The organism is Streptomyces asiaticus (assembly GCF_018138715.1).
Lineage (GTDB): Bacteria > Actinomycetota > Actinomycetes > Streptomycetales > Streptomycetaceae > Streptomyces > Streptomyces asiaticus.
Genome location: NZ_JAGSHX010000001.1, coordinates 753740 through 767978, shown reverse-complemented (window position 1 = coordinate 767978; position 14239 = coordinate 753740). Strand labels below are relative to the sequence as shown.

Genomic DNA, 14239 nt, shown 5'->3' with positions numbered 1-14239 from the left:
AGCTGAAGCTGGGCAAAAGATCGACCCGAATGGGATCCGCGCTGGCGGTCGGCTTATTGATGGTGAGCGGCCTGACGGCCACGTCGGCCAGCGCCGCGTCGTCCTCGGCCAACGCCTCGCCCGAGCTGGGCGTTCGTTTCTACCCCGACGGCGACGGCCAGTGTGACGGGCCGACGAATCCGCCGGAGCGGTGGGTCACCGCGCCCGACTGGTCCACCGCCATCCGACTGGACACCGACAATCGCGCGGGCGGCTGCCAGCTGGCCTTCGGCATCTACGACCCGTCGAACTCCCTCGCGGGCCTGACCGCCACCTACACCTGGGAGCCGGAGCCCGGCAGCGACGACAGCCAGTGCCAGAACGGGGGCCCGCACCCGATCCCGATCAAGCCGTTCAAGACCTTCGGCGACAACATCCGGGTGGACACCGACGGCCGAGCGGGCTGGTGCAACCTCACCTTCGCCCTCTCCGGTCGTTCGGACGTCGGCCTCGATGTGCAGTTCTACGGAGACGGCGGCGCCGACGCCGGGGGGCAGTGCAAGAACTACCGCCCCAAGGACACCTACGACACGGCCTATGAGGGCCACTCCGTGACCATAGGCGACGACACCGACGGCCGCGCCGGCGGCTGCTACCTGTCGCTCCGCCTGAACCGCCTGTTCTAGGCTCCCAGGCCGCTGAGCCTCTCGACCTCTCAGCTTCCTGGCCTCTCGGCTTCTTGGCCTCTCCGAGGGATCACCCCGCCGGTGAAACCGGCCGCCGCCCGCTGGCCCCGCCGTCCATCGACGGGCCAGTGGGCCGCCCGAGAGCGGCCCGTATCAGCGATCCCGGGCCATCTGCCCATCATTGATCGGTGTCGCTCGGTCCCAGCCGGACACAGCACTCCCCGGGCTCGGGAGCCAGCACGGCCCGGACCCCGTTGACCTCGAGGCCGTTGACGTAACCGGCGAGGAAGGCGTGGTTCATGCCGCACACCAAGTCGGGGGCCTTCGCGGTGAGCGGGTGGAACGGGCAGTTGCGCAGCCGAAGCTCGGTGGGGACTTGCCGGACGGGCTCATAGCCGTACTCATCCAGCAGGCGCTCGCAGACGGTCAGCCCGCGTTCGGGGCCCAGGCGGCCCGGGCGGGTCTCGTCCCGCGCGGCCTCGCCCATCCGCCGGCCGCGCCGCTCGGCGGCCCGCACCGCCGCCTGCGCGGCGTTTTCCTCGGTCCCCTCGGTGAGGACGGCGTCCAGGAGCAGGTCCGCCAGGAGTTCATGGCGCCGCTCGGGGATGCTGACCGAGATCTGAGCGTCGGTGGGTTCGTACACCTTCGGCCGTCTGCCGACCTTCCGGATCCCGCCGGGCGTTTCATAACGGGCGCGCAGCAGCCCGGCGTCGACGAGCTTGTCGAGGTGGAAGGCGGCCAGCTTGCGGGAGATGCCGACGCTGGCGGCGGCCTCGTCACGGGTGACCGCGCGCGTCGTCAAGAGTTGGTGAGCGCCAGTACCGGCACCCCGGACATGCCTCCAACTCTGAAGTGGGGCGATCGATACTTCCGCGGCGGTGCGGTCAGGCCACGGGCTTTCGTTCAACTAGTGAATTCAGCACGGCCCTTGACCGACAAGGGCGGGGTCCAAGACAGTCGTTCCGTGTGAGCGCTCTCTCGACCCCATGGGCGCTCACTCTGCCCACTGTGCCCGAGTTCCCGTAGCCCGATCTCCCATCACCCCCACGCCAGGAGCGGGCTACGGGGGCTCGCACATCGCGGCACCGCTGTTCCTTCGAACGAAAGCAGCCCCCCACATGTTCAGGATCACTTCCTCAGATACGACGGCGGAGGCCAAACCCCGCCGCCGACGACGCGTTCTGGCCTTCGTGGCCGCCCTGTCGCTTCCGGTGACCGGACTGCTGGCTCTCACGGTGTCCTCCAACACCGCCGCCGCGGGCGAGCCCGCGGCCAAGGCCGAGTGGACCACCGTCTTCCAGGACGACTTCGACGGCGCGGCGGGCACCGGTCTGAACAAGAACGACTGGCTGTACGACATCGGCACCGGCTACCCGGGCGGCGCCGCGAACTGGGGCACCGGCGAGATCGAGTCGGTCACGGACTCGACCGACAACGTCTACCACGACGGTGACGGGCATATGGTGATCAAGCCGATCCGTGACGGTTCGGGTAAGTGGACCTCCGGCCGTGTGGAGACCCAGCGCACCGACTTCGAGGCGCCCGCCGGTGGGCAGTTGGAGATCAGCGCCTCCCTCAAGCAGCCCAACCCGGAGAAGGCCCTCGGAATTTGGCCCGCCTTCTGGGCCATGGGCGCCGACGCGCGCCCGGTCGGGGCCACCAACTGGCCGAGCATCGGTGAGCTGGACATCATGGAGGCCGTCAACGGGCTGAGCAAGCACTCGAGCACCTTCCACTGCGGTGAGTGGGCGGGCGAGTGTCACGACCCGGACGGGATCACCAGCGATCTGCTGCCGTGCGACGGCTGTCAGACCGACTACCACACGTACTCCGTGATCGTGGATCGCACCGACACCTCCGCCGAACAGCTGCGCTTCTACCGCGACGGCAAGGAGACCTTCACGGTGAAGCAGAACCAGGTGTCAGCCGAGACCTGGAAGAAGGCGGTCGACCACGGGTTCTTCGCCATCTTCAACGTCGCGGTCGGCGGCTCTTATCCGAACAAGGTCTGCGGCTGCACCTCACCGGCGGCGGACACCACCTCCGGTGAGGGAATGAGCGTGGACTGGTTCTCCGTCAAGGTGAGCAAGTAACGCCGCACACGTTCATCCGAGTAGCGGAGCGCCCGGTCCCACCAGCGCGGTGGGGCCGGGCGCGTCCGGTCCAAGCCCTGGCCTTTCGTGGCCGCCCAGGGCAGCGTGGCAGCGAGGCGCGGCCGTACGCCTAACGGGACTGGTCGAAGAGCCAGTCGATGACGACGTCGTTCTCGTATGTCTGGGCCCACGCGAAGTGCGGGCTCACCGGCGTCGTTCCGGGCGTGTAGCTCGTGAACAGCACATGGCTGCCGGCCCGGCGGGCCCGGTTCAGCAGGGCCCTGGAGCGGGCTTCGAACTCCGCTTTCGGCAGGTCGTTGGCCCACTCCCCGCGGGTGACCTGCGCACCGGCGCTCTCCAGTGTGTTCATCAGCGTCCAGGTGCCGGGCTTTCCGAACCGTCCTTCGCGGTAGGGGACCACCGGGTCGTCAATGGAGTGGTCGGTCCACATCGGGATGTGCGTGATCCCGTCCATGGTGGACGGGTCGCCCCAGCCGGCGGTGGCCAGGGCCGCGGCGAAGGTGTGGGGACGCCGCGGGAGCAGGTTGAAGATGCCTCGCGCACCCGATGACAGACCGACGAGATAGAGCCGATCCGCGTCGACGGGGCGCTGCGTTGTGAAGGCGTCGATGAGTTCGACCAGCGCCGTCCGGACCTTGGGGTCGGTCCAGTCCGTACCGTCGGGTCCGTCCATGGGGCGCGGCAGTGGGATCTGGGGGGCGAGCACGAACGCCGGGTGCCGACGCTGGCGTTCCGGCTTGGCGAAGGTGACGGCGACGCGATTGGCGGTGAGCTGGGTCACGTTGTTGTCGGCGACCTCGCCACCGCCGTGCAGGGTGACGACGAGCGGATACCGCGCGGCCGCCCCCGGACTCCGCACGCACCCTTCCGGCTGGTACAGCCGGAAGGCCAGTTCGAATCCGGTGGAGTCGGTGAACGATCCCGCTGTGAAGTCGTCGACCACCGGGGTGATGACGTCGTCGTTCCGGATCGCCAACGGACCGGCCGCGAGCACCAGGTCACCACCGGGGGTCCGCACATCGGCCACCTGCCTGACGGTGTAGGCGCGATGGAGCGGAAGAGGGTCGGTGCCGGAGGCCCGTGCGTTGGCGTCGTCCGGGTCGAGCTCGATGACGAGGTATCTGCCCGGCCGTCCGGCGTCGGGGAGGTCGTCCGCCCTGGCCGCGGTGTTCGGGTAGACCCGGGTGACCGTTCGGGCCGCGCTCTGCCCGCCGAGGTCGGCGGTGACCTGGAAGGCGGAGGGCGGGATGACGCCGCCGCGCATGTCGATGGGGGCCGCGTAGCGGATGGCGACGGCGGTCACCCGCCAGTTGTTCCTGGGCGTCACCTGTGTGATGAGGGCGGTCCGCAGCGCGGGATTGGCTCCGGCCGCCACCGGCCGTCCCGGCGCCGGGGCATCGGCCGCCGCGGTGGCCGTGTTGATCACCAACGAGCCGGTGACGGTGCCCGCCGCCATGGCGAAGGCCGTACGCCTGGTCATCTTTCTCAAGGGTCCTCCGTGAGATGTCGGGCGGCCCGGGAGGGCCGGACGTGGAGCCGATCGCCTGGTGCGGGGGAACCGAGAAGGAGCGGTACGGCGGGGTGAGCGCCGATGCGTGGCCGGGCCGCGTCGTTCAGAGAGCGAGGCGGGGTGGCGGGCATCGCCGTACCACCCGTGAGTCTCCAAGCTGTGTTCGAGCGGTGTCCAGCACCGAAACCGGGATCTGTCGATGCGTCATCCGCATCAATCCGGCCGCGTGCTCATGCGCCCGCGCTCCCGGAGGCTCCACGGCGTGGACAACGGGCTTATGCGCAAACGACAGCTTCATATCCAAGGACGAGGGGTGGCCCTGCCGCTGCCCGCATCTGAAGCTTTGTTGTAGGCATGTCAGCGCATGCCTCCTTTGTGCGGCACACGGCCCTATCCGCCGAAAGGATTCCCCGATGCGTTCAGCGCCGCCTCCACCTCCGCCCAGCGGCGCGCCCGCCGGGAAGGAACCGGCCCCCCGCTCGGTGGCCGGCCGGGTTCTCAGCGTGCTGGACGCGTTCGCGGGGGAACGCCGTCGGCTGACTCTTACGGACATCAGCCGGCGAACCGGGATGCCGCTGGCCACTACGCACCGGCTTGTCGGCGAGCTGTTGTCCTGGGGCGCACTCGAACGGCACCGGAACGGCCGCTACGAGATCGGTCTGCACTTGTGGGCGGTCGCGGCAATGGCCCCACGTTGGCTGGAGCTGAGAGACGTGGCGATGCCCTTCCTCCTCGGCCTGTACCGGAAGACCGGGCGGCAGCAGGTTCGGCTGGCGGTGCTGGACGGCATGGAGACAGTGCTCGTGGAGCGGATCGGCGCCCCGGACACCGGCGGAGCAGGCGAACCGGTCGGCGGCCGGCGCCCGGCGCACACCACCGGTGACGGCCTGGTGCTCCTCGCGTACGCGGGGTCCACCGTCCGAGAGCGCTATCTGGTCCACCACGCCCTGGCGACCGGCCTGCGTCACGTGCTCGCCGAGGTGGAGGGGGCGGGCTTCGCGGTGAACGGCCGGTGGCCCGGCCCCGGGGGCACGGTGTCGGCCGCGGCCCCCGTGCGGGACGCGACGGGCGGGGTCGTCGCCGCCGTGTCCGTCGTCCCGGGGACCTCTGGTGCCGGGGAGTGCGCGCTCGCGCCCGTGGTCATGGCCACCGGCCGGACCATCTCCCGCGCGTTGTCCCGTCGGCAGAACGGCGCGTGAGCCGACGCCTCCAAGGGGTGCCGCACGCGGAGTGGGCATGGACGGGCTCGTGAGAAGGGCTCCCGCGGCGGACCGCAGGAGCCCTCCCCAGGGGCCCTACGAGGATCCGCTCAGAACGGACAGGTGTCCTGCCAGCGCGTGACCAGGGAGGGGTTGTTCTTGTCCGCTTCCCGCGCGGCACCGCACAGGAACGGGCTGAAGCGGGTGTCGCCGTACAGCCAGCGGCTGAAGAACGACACGATCCACTTGCCCTGCTTGGCCTTGTTGCCGTAGCCGGTCATCGGGCAGAGATGGTCGCCGGGAACCTCGACGAAGAGCTTCTCGGCCCGGGTCATGGAGTTGTACCAGGGCAGAGCGTAGGTGTTGGCGTGGGCGACGGGGTCGCTCTGACAGGTCATGAAGAAGGTCGGGTCGGTGACTCCGGAGAAGTTCTGGCTGGGGTTGTACGGGGCCAGGGGCACGCCCGCCTTGAAGCGGGAGTCGTCCCGGAGCGCCACCATCACACCGCCGCCGCCCATCGAGTGACCGGCCGCGCCGAGCGTGCCATTGACCTTCCCGTAGATCGGGTTGCCGACGGCGGAGCCGAGCGAGAGCAGCTGGGTGCCGGCGGCGCTGATCTGACGACCGCGCGACGCGGGATCGTCGCCCAGCGTAAGGGTGCCGACGTTGATGACGACGAAGCCCCAGGAAGCGAGGCGGGGCGCGAGCCACTGTAGGTTCTGCTGGGTGCCTTGATAGCCCGGCATCAGCACGACGCCCGGGTACGAGCCGCCGGCCGTCGGGTACGTGATCGTGCCGGACCCGTACCCGTTCGGATTGGGAACGGTGTAAGCGGCGGTGGCCAGCGGCCCGTTCGTGGCCTCGAGCGAAGCGGTCGTCGGATCCGGGACCGCCGCGGGGACGGAAGCGTTCTCGGTGGGCGAGCCGACCGCGGGCATGCTCCGGGACGGCCGCTCGGCGGCCGCGGAGGGTGTGACGGAGACGGTCAACAGCGCCGAGGTGAGGGTGGTCGCCAGCACGATCAGCACGGCCACGAGGCGGGATCGGGACCGTAACGGGGAAGTCGATCTGGAGCGACGGCGGGTTGGACGCATCGATGTACCTCCAGGATGCGGCGCGGGTGCGCGCTGCGGAAGCGCAGCGCGACCGCACCGTAAAGTGCGCCAGAGACACCCGGAAGCCGGTTTTCTGCCCAGCGGAAGGAAAAACCGCGGGCGGGGTTCTTCGGCGGCCCACGGCAGGTCGCCCTGGAGGTGACCGGGGCGAGACCCGCGGACCGGCGCGTATCACCTCCCGCGGGCCGATGCGGATGTGTGGTCCGAAGGCCTACGGCAGGGCCGCTCGGTGGCCTCGCCCACGACGGCGACCAGCGGACGGGACGCGGTCAGGCTCACTCAGCCCTCGCCGGGCCGCACGACGACGGCGTTGGTCTCGACACGTCCGCTGTGTTCGAAACGGAGGGTGAAGGGCACCAGGTCTCCGGCCCGCCAGCGGGCCGTGGCCGGGACGGTCACATCGCTGGTGAACGGTGACATGTCGAGCGAGCCGCCCGCCGGAACCGGCAGGGACTCCGCGGCCTGCGGGTAGGCCGATCCCCGCCCGGTCATCCGGTGGCGGCTGAGCGAGACCTCCCCGGTGACCGCGGAGGACGTCACCTCGACCAACCGGTCCCGCACACCGCCGGTGTTGGTGATCCGGAAGAACGCGGCGGTCCGCGGCACTCCCGGGGCGGGGAGGAAGAGCCGTGCGCCGGTGACGTCGATACGCGGAGGACTGCCCGCGTTGCCCGCGGCGGTCCACACGGCGAGGCCACCCAGCGCCAGGACACAGGCGCAGGCCGGAGCGACCGCGGCCCGCAGGGAGTCCGTGAGGCGACGGTGGCTGGGCGTCCAGGAGGGGTTCGTCATCGGGCTGGTCTCCACCTCGGTGTCGGGCCGCGGTCGCGGGCAGGCGGTCCACAAGCGGCGAACAGGGGCATCACAGTGGCGTCCGGGCGGCGGGCCGGGAAGGGCGTCCGCCGGTCGGTCCGCCGGTCGGTGACGGCTGCCGGCGTCTGCCCGTCGGTGACGGCTGCCAGACACGCAGCCGCAGGCTGTTGCCGACCACGAGCAGCGAGCTGACCGACATCGCGGCCGCGGCCAACATGGGGTTGAGCAGTCCGACCATGGCCAGCGGCACCGTCACGACGTTGTAGCCGAACGCCCAGAGCAGGTTGGCCCGGATCGTGCCCAGCGCACTGCGGGCGAGGCCGACCGCGTCCGCCAGGGTCTCGATGTCACCGCGTACCAGGGTCACGTCGGCCGCCCCGATCGCCACGTCCGTGCCCGTGCCCATGGCGATGCCGAGGTCGGCGCCGGCCAGGGCGGCCGCGTCGTTGACACCGTCGCCGACGACGGCGACCCGGCAGCCCTGCTCCCGCAGCTCGCGGACGAGAGCGGCCTTGTCCTCCGGGGTACAGCGGGCGTGCACCTCCTCGATGCGGAGGTCGGCTGCGACGGCGTGGGCGGGTGCCTCCCGGTCGCCGGTGGCGAGCACCGGTCGCACCCCCAGGCGGCGGAGCCGGTCCACGGCCCGGTAACTTCCCGGTCGCAGGACGTCCCCGAGCTCGATCAGTGCCTCGGGCTCGCCGTCGACGCGGACCACGACCGGGGTGCGGGCGGCGGTCCCGCCGGCCGGCAGCGCCTGGGCCAGGGTGGGCGGCACCACGTCGTCCGGGGCCAGGACCTCGACCAGCCGTCCCGCCACCCGCCCGCGGACGCCCCTCCCCGGCAGCGCGAGGAAGTCGGCCACGGCCGGAAGCGGCTCCCCGGGAACGGTTCGCCGGGCATACGCGGTGATGGCACGCCCCAGCGGATGTTCCGATCCCTGTTCGACCGCGCCCGCCAGCCGGACCACTCGCTCCTCGCCGAGTCCGCCCGGCACGGCCGTGACCCGGGCGACGCTCATATGCCCGGAGGTGAGAGTGCCGGTCTTGTCGAGCACCACGGCATCGAGGTGCCGCAGTCCCTCCAGCGCCCGTGCCCCGCTGACCAGGACGCCGAGTTGGGCGCCCCGGCCGGTCGCCGCCATCAGCGCGGTGGGGGTCGCCAGGCCCAGCGCACAGGGGCACGCCACGACCAGGACGGCCACGGACGCGGTGATCGCCGCCTGCGGCTCGGCGCCGGCCCCGAGCCAGAATCCGAGCACCGTGACGGCCAGGGCGAGCACGACGGGGACGAAGACCCCCGCGACCTTGTCGGCGAGCCGCTGCGCCCGTGCCTTGCCCGCCTGGGCCTCGGTCACCAGCCGGGTGATACGGGACAGTTGCGTGTCGGCTCCCACCGCGGTGGCCCGTACGAGAATCAGCCCTCCGGCGTTGACGGCACCGCCGATCACCGGCGCGCCGGGGCCGACCTCCACCGGCTCGCTCTCCCCGGTCACCAGGGAGAGATCGAGGGCCGAGCCGCCCTCCACGACCGTGCCGTCGGTGGCGAGGCGCTCCCCGGGCCGGACGACGAAGACCTGACCGACCCGCAGTTGTCCGATCGGGATCAGGCGCTCGCCGTCGCCGTCGCGTACCGAGACCTCCTTGGCGGCCAGCCGGGCCAGTGAGCGCAGTGCCGCGCCGGTTCCCCGCCGGGCCCGTGCCTCCAGGTAGCGGCCCGCCAGGACGAACAGCGGTACGCCGACGGCGGCCTCCAGATAGATGTGGGCGACGCCGTCCGAGGCGGTGGGCACCAGGCTGAACGGCATCCGCATGCCGGGGGCGCCGGCGCCGCCGAGGAACAGCGCGTAGGAGGACCAGGCGAAGGAAGCCGCGACTCCCAGCGACACCAGGGTGTCCATGGTCGCCGCCGAGTGTCGCAGTCCGCGCGCCGCCCGCAGGTGGAAGGGCCAGGCTCCCCAGACGACGACGGGCGCGGCGAGTACGAAGCACAGCCACTGCCAGTTGCGGAACTGCGTACCGGGAACCATCGACAGGACCAGCACCGGCACCGCGAGCAGGGCCGTGACCACCAGCCGGTCGCGCTCCTGCCGGGCGTCCTCCGCTTCGTCCCCTCCATCCCCGTCCTCGCGCCGTCGCTTCCTGGGCGGCTCGGGGAGCACGGCGGAATAGCCGGCCTGCTCGACGGCCGCGACCAGCTGGTCCGGGCCGACGCCGGGCGGGTGGTTCACCCGGGCCCGGCCGGTGGCGAGGTTCACCGTCGCCGTGACCCCGTCCAGCCTGGCCAGCTTCTTCTCGACGCGCCGCACACAGGCCGCACAGGTCATTCCGCCGACGGAGAGGTCGGTCACGACCGTCCGGGAAGTCGATTCGGCGGCCATCAGCGCCCGCTTCCGTGGTCCGTGCCCATGCCGTCCATCTCCATGCCGCCGCCGTCGTGACCGCCGCCTGAGCCGTCCTGTGTCGTGCCGGTGCGGTGCATGCCGGGGGCGACGGGCCCGACGCTCGTGCCGACGGCGTAGGAAGCGGCGAACACCACCACGAGCAGCAGGAGGAAGCCGCACAGCGCCGGCGGGGGCAATGCTCCGGACAGCGACGCGGCCGCCCGGCGGCGGGCGGGTCGGTGATTCTGCTCCATGTGAGGAAACTCCGATCGCTTCGTACGGCCTCAGCCAGTCCAGCCGCACCGGTAGAGGAGTCGGAACGGCCGACACCCGAGTTCCGATGCCTCGTGGTGACGCGTGCCACAGCGGGGCACGGGCTCAGCCCTGTTCGTAATGGCTCGGTCTGCCGTGCCGGTGGACGAGACGGCCGAGCTGCCGCGCGCGGGTGCGGGGCAGGAGGGTCCAGGTGCCGTCGGCGCGGCGCAGGGCGGCGGAGTGCCAGGGGGTGGTCCAGACGTCGGGAGCGTCGAGGAGGCGGATGCCGAACTTCGGGGCGCCGATGGGCTGGGGGTGAATGGACAACCGGACGGCGCGAGGGTGGTGCTCGGCGATCAGATCTCCCCAGGCGCGACTGCGCTGAATGACGCCGTACGCGCGTTGGCGGCACTCGCGCTGGAGGGCGGAGCGGGTGCCGGTGAAGTCGGCGGTGTCGTCGACGAGGAATCGGGTGATGCCCCGGTACAGGGCCAGGGTGTGGCCCTCGGAGCGGACCTCCGCCCGCAGCGCCTCCAGGGTGGGGGCGTAACCCTGGTGCACCCGGGCGCGCTTGGCGCCGTGGGGCAGGTCACCCAGCACATCGCGCAGGTCGAAGACGGAGAGGCGGTGCAGGCCCGCCTCCTGTATGAGGTGTCCGAGTGCGTCCGCGTAGGCGTCGATGTGGTCGTCCGGGACGCGGATCAGGTCGCCGAAGACATGGCCGTCGGAGCAGATGATCACGCGGGCGCCCGGCGGGTGGATCCGCTCGATCTCCTCGCACAGGGTGTTCAGGAAGTCGAGGGAGAGGCGTTCGCCCTGGTCGGGGAGGTGGCCGAGCACCTTGGCGGGGTTGGGGGACTTGCAGGGGAAGCCGGGCAGGGTGAAGACCACGGGTTCTCCGGCGCGTACGAAGCCGGCGATCTGGCGCAGTTGGTGCGGGAAGGCCACCGCTCCCCCGGGCGAAGGCCCGGTCGTGCGGTGGTGCGGCAGGAGCAGGTTGAGGATGGCGGCGCTGATGCCGCTCGTGGAGCGGTGGGTCATATGCGCCGGTCGTAGCCGACGGGCAGGTGGTTGGTGCCCCGTCCGAGGACCGCCGGGATCCACGCGATGTCCGCGTCGTCGATGGCCAGGCGCAGTCCGGGCAGGCGGCCCAGGAGGGTGTCCAGGGCGATCTGGAGCTCGGCGCGGGCGAGGGCGGCTCCGGGACAGAAGTGGATGCCGTGGCCGAAGGCCAGATGGGGGTTGGGCGAGCGGTCGAGGGCGAGTGCGTCGGGGTCGGGGAAGCGGCGCGGGTCGCGGTTGGCGGCGCACAGCGAGATGATCACCGAGTCGCCGGCCGGGATCCTCGTACCGTGCAGGTCGCCGTCCTGGTCGAGGAAGCGCCATGTGGTCAGCTCGAAGGCGCTGTCGTGGCGGAGGAGTTCGTCGACCGCGCGGGGCGTCAGGTCCGGGTCGTCGCGCAGCCGGGCGAGCTCGGCGGGGTGGCGGAAGAGGGCGATCAGGGAGGTGGTGATCTGATTGGTGACCGGCTCCTGGCCGGCCACCAGGAGCTGGAAGATCATCGAGTCCAGCTCCTCCTGCGACAGCTCTCGGCGGTCGCGGGCCTCGACGAGGCTGCTGAGCAGGTCGTCCTCCCGGTGTTCGCGCTTGTGGGCGACGACGTCCGCGATGTAGCCCTGTAGTCCGTGCAGACGGGCCTCGTACAGCGGGCGTCCGGGGTCGGTGGGGCCCACCGGCTGGACGACCTTGCCCCAGTCGCGGTCGAAGCGGGCGGTCAACTCGGATGGCAGGCCGATGACTTCGGCGAGGACCCGGAACGGAAAGGGGGCGGCGAAGCCGGTGACGAGGTCCGTGGGACCGGTGTCCGGGAGGGCGTCGACGAGGGCGCCGGCCAGTTCCTGGAACCGGGGCCTCAGCCGCTCGATACGGCGCGGGGTGAAGGCGTCGGTGACGAAGCGCCGCATGCGGGTGTGGTGGGGCGGGTCCTGGTGCAGGAGGTGCACCTGGAGCTGGGAGTGGAGCGGCTCGGGCATGATCGAGGCACGGGCGCGCCAGTGGTCGTTGCCGCGGTCGTGGTTCTTGCCCAGGCGGTCGTCGTTCAGCGCGGCGTGGGCGGCCTGGTAACCGGTGACGAGCCAGGCGTGGACACCGCTGGGGAACAGGACGCGATGGACGGGGCCGCTCGCACGCATCCGCTCGTACAGCGGATAGGGATTGGCCTTGTACGGGCAGCCCATGAGCGGGACCGGGTCGGGCAGGGGTTCGTCGTGTGGGCCGTGCGCGTCCATGGCGGGCAGGGGCTCCTGGAGGGTCATGCGGGGGCGCTCCTCAGAGGGCGAGGTCGGGCTGGTGGTGGTCGAGCCAGAGGGCGAGGTCGACGACGCGTTCGAGGCGGAGCCGGTGGCCCCATCGGAGTTGATCGGGCGCGGTGTCGAGGCAGGGCTTGATGCGGGTCTCGTCGGCGAGGGAGCGGACCCGGTCGTCGGCGAGCGCGTCGCGGGCCATGTCCTGGAGGCCGCGGTTGTAGTCGGGGTGGTGGGTGGCCGGGTAGTGGTTCTTGGGCCGGTGCAGCACCGACTCGGGGGCCAGGCCGGTGCCGGCCGCGCGCAGCAGGCTCTTCTCCCGGCCGTCGAAGCTCTTCAGCGCCCATGGGGAGGTGAAGGCGTACTCGACGAGCCGGTGGTCGCAGTAGGGGACGCGCACTTCCAGGCCCTGTGCCATGCTCAGCCGGTCCTTGCGGTGCAGGAGCTGGCGCAGCCAGCGGGTGAGCGACAGGTACTGCATCTCGCGTTGCCGGTGCTCGGTCTCCGACTCGTCTTCGGTGTGCGGTACGGCGGCCAGGGCGCCGCGGTAGGTGTCGTCGCGGAACTCGCCGATGCGCAGGTCGAGTTCGGGGTTGAGCGGCATGGCGGCCTCGTCGCCGGTCACCAGCAGCCAGGGGAAGGTGGGCGCGGCGAGCGCCTTGGGGTCGTGGAACCAGGGGTAGCCGCCGAAGACCTCGTCGGCGGCCTCACCGGACACGGCGACGGTGGAGTGTTCCCGGATCTCCCCGAGGAGGAGGTAGAGGGAGGTGTCCATGTCGCCGACGCCGATCGGCGAGTCGCGGGCCACGACCACGGCCTTGCGGTGCTCGGGGTCGAGCAGGGCACGCGGGTCCAGTACGACCGTGCTGTGATCGGTGCCGATGAACGCGCCCGCTTCCGTGGCGTACGGGGTGTCGTGGCCGGTGCGCAGGACGTCGCCGGTGAAGCTCTCGGCCTGGTCGCTGTAGTCGACGGCGTAGGAGCGGATGCGGGCGTCGGGGCCCTCGCGCAGGCGCAGTTCGTCGGCGAGCAGGGCGGTCAGGACGGTGGAGTCGAGGCCGCCGGACATCAGGGAGCAGAGGGGGACGTCGGCCTCCAGCTGGGCGCGGGCGGCGGTGCTCACCAGGTCGTGCACGCGGGCGACGGTCGCGTCCCGGTCGTCCGGGTGGGCGCCGGCCTCCAGCCGCCAGTAGCGGCGTTCGCGGATGCCGTGCCGGTCCAGGAGGAGCAGGCCGCCGGGCTCGACCTCCCGCACGCCCGACCACACCGTCGGACCGGTGTTGAACAGCAGGCTGTACGCCTCGCGCAGCCCGTCCGCGTCCACCCGCGGCCGTATCTCGGGGTGGGCGAAGAGCGCCTTGGGTTCGGAGGCGAAGGCCAGTCCGCCGTCGACGGCCGCCCAGAACAGGGGCTTGACGCCCAGCCGGTCGCGGACCAGGAGCAGCCGCCGCCTCCGCTCGTCCCACACCGCGAACGCGAACATGCCGTCCAGGTGGTCGGCCACCGCCTCGCCCCACTCGGCGTAGGCGCGCAACACCACCTCGGTGTCACTGTGGGTGCGGAACTCGTGGCCCAGGTTCCTCAGTCGGGCGCGGAGCTCATGGTGGTTGTAGATCTCACCGCTGTAGGTGAGGACGCTCGTCGGGGCTTCCGGCCGGTCGGTCATCGGCTGTACGCCGCCTTCGATGTCGATGACGGCCAGGCGGCGGTGGCCGATCGCGGCGTGCTCGCCGAGCCAGACTCCGCCCGCGTCGGGCCCGCGCGGGGTGAGCGTGGCGGTCATGGCTTCGATGACCGGGGCCTGGGTGCGGGCGTCCTGGTGGAAGGACACCCAGCCGGTGATTCCGCACATGGGTACGACTCCTCGGTGAGGGCTGGGGATCGA

The 14239-nt window shown here is 71.5% G+C and carries 12 protein-coding genes; 3 read left to right on the top strand and 9 right to left on the bottom strand.

Features of this window, described 5'->3' with window-relative positions; translation table 11 throughout:
- Positions 1-29: 29 nt before the first annotated feature.
- Entirely contained in the window at positions 30-665 is a 636-nt protein-coding gene (locus KHP12_RS02995) for a hypothetical protein (protein WP_211831357.1), read from the top strand.
- 178 nt (positions 666-843) lie between these two features.
- Here KHP12_RS02995 and KHP12_RS02990 read toward each other — a convergent pair whose 3' ends face one another.
- Positions 844-1467: a helix-turn-helix domain-containing protein gene (locus KHP12_RS02990; protein ID WP_244202819.1), complete on the bottom strand. Its 624-nt coding sequence runs from the start codon at positions 1465-1467 to the stop codon at positions 844-846.
- 316 nt (positions 1468-1783) lie between these two features.
- On the opposite strand from KHP12_RS02990, the gene KHP12_RS02985 reads away from it, so the two are divergent.
- Positions 1784-2758 carry a glycoside hydrolase family 16 protein gene (locus tag KHP12_RS02985; protein WP_078559696.1) on the top strand — a complete coding sequence of 325 codons (975 nt, stop codon included), beginning with the start codon at positions 1784-1786 and terminating at the stop codon, positions 2756-2758.
- Positions 2759-2888: 130 nt separating this feature from the next.
- Here KHP12_RS02985 and KHP12_RS02980 read toward each other — a convergent pair whose 3' ends face one another.
- Positions 2889-4259, bottom strand: a complete 1371-nt coding sequence (locus tag KHP12_RS02980; protein ID WP_246643065.1) for a PHB depolymerase family esterase — start codon at positions 4257-4259, stop codon at positions 2889-2891.
- A 443-nt stretch (positions 4260-4702) separates the two neighbouring features.
- On the opposite strand from KHP12_RS02980, the gene KHP12_RS02975 reads away from it, so the two are divergent.
- Complete coding sequence (locus KHP12_RS02975; protein ID WP_086882002.1) at positions 4703-5488, top strand: IclR family transcriptional regulator; 786 nt, start codon at positions 4703-4705, stop codon at positions 5486-5488.
- Between the two features lie 110 nt (positions 5489-5598).
- On the opposite strand, the gene KHP12_RS02970 is transcribed toward KHP12_RS02975, so the two are convergent.
- The 7 genes from KHP12_RS02970 to asnB form a co-directional block, all read right to left on the bottom strand.
- On the bottom strand, positions 5599-6522 hold the full coding sequence (locus KHP12_RS02970; protein WP_244202821.1) for a poly(ethylene terephthalate) hydrolase family protein: 924 nt from the start codon (positions 6520-6522) through the stop codon (positions 5599-5601).
- Between the two features lie 360 nt (positions 6523-6882).
- Positions 6883-7395: a copper chaperone PCu(A)C gene (locus KHP12_RS02965; protein WP_086882004.1), complete on the bottom strand. Its 513-nt coding sequence runs from the start codon at positions 7393-7395 to the stop codon at positions 6883-6885.
- Between the two features lie 70 nt (positions 7396-7465).
- Positions 7466-9793 carry a heavy metal translocating P-type ATPase gene (locus tag KHP12_RS02960; RefSeq protein WP_086882005.1) on the bottom strand — a complete coding sequence of 776 codons (2328 nt, stop codon included), beginning with the start codon at positions 9791-9793 and terminating at the stop codon, positions 7466-7468.
- Complete coding sequence (locus KHP12_RS02955) at positions 9793-10050, bottom strand: hypothetical protein (protein ID WP_086882006.1); 258 nt, start codon at positions 10048-10050, stop codon at positions 9793-9795. Before KHP12_RS02955 ends, KHP12_RS02960 begins: the two co-directional genes overlap by 1 nt.
- A gap of 124 nt (positions 10051-10174) precedes the next feature.
- Positions 10175-11092 carry an L-tyrosine/L-tryptophan isonitrile synthase family protein gene (locus KHP12_RS02950; RefSeq protein WP_086882007.1) on the bottom strand — a complete coding sequence of 306 codons (918 nt, stop codon included), beginning with the start codon at positions 11090-11092 and terminating at the stop codon, positions 10175-10177.
- Entirely contained in the window at positions 11089-12366 is a 1278-nt protein-coding gene (locus tag KHP12_RS02945; RefSeq protein WP_086882008.1) for a cytochrome P450 family protein, read from the bottom strand. Before KHP12_RS02945 ends, KHP12_RS02950 begins: the two co-directional genes overlap by 4 nt.
- 13 nt (positions 12367-12379) lie before the next feature.
- A complete protein-coding gene (gene asnB, locus KHP12_RS02940) occupies positions 12380-14206 on the bottom strand; it encodes an asparagine synthase (glutamine-hydrolyzing) (RefSeq protein ID WP_086882009.1) in 1827 nt (608 codons plus the stop codon).
- Between the last annotated feature and the right edge of the window lie 33 nt (positions 14207-14239).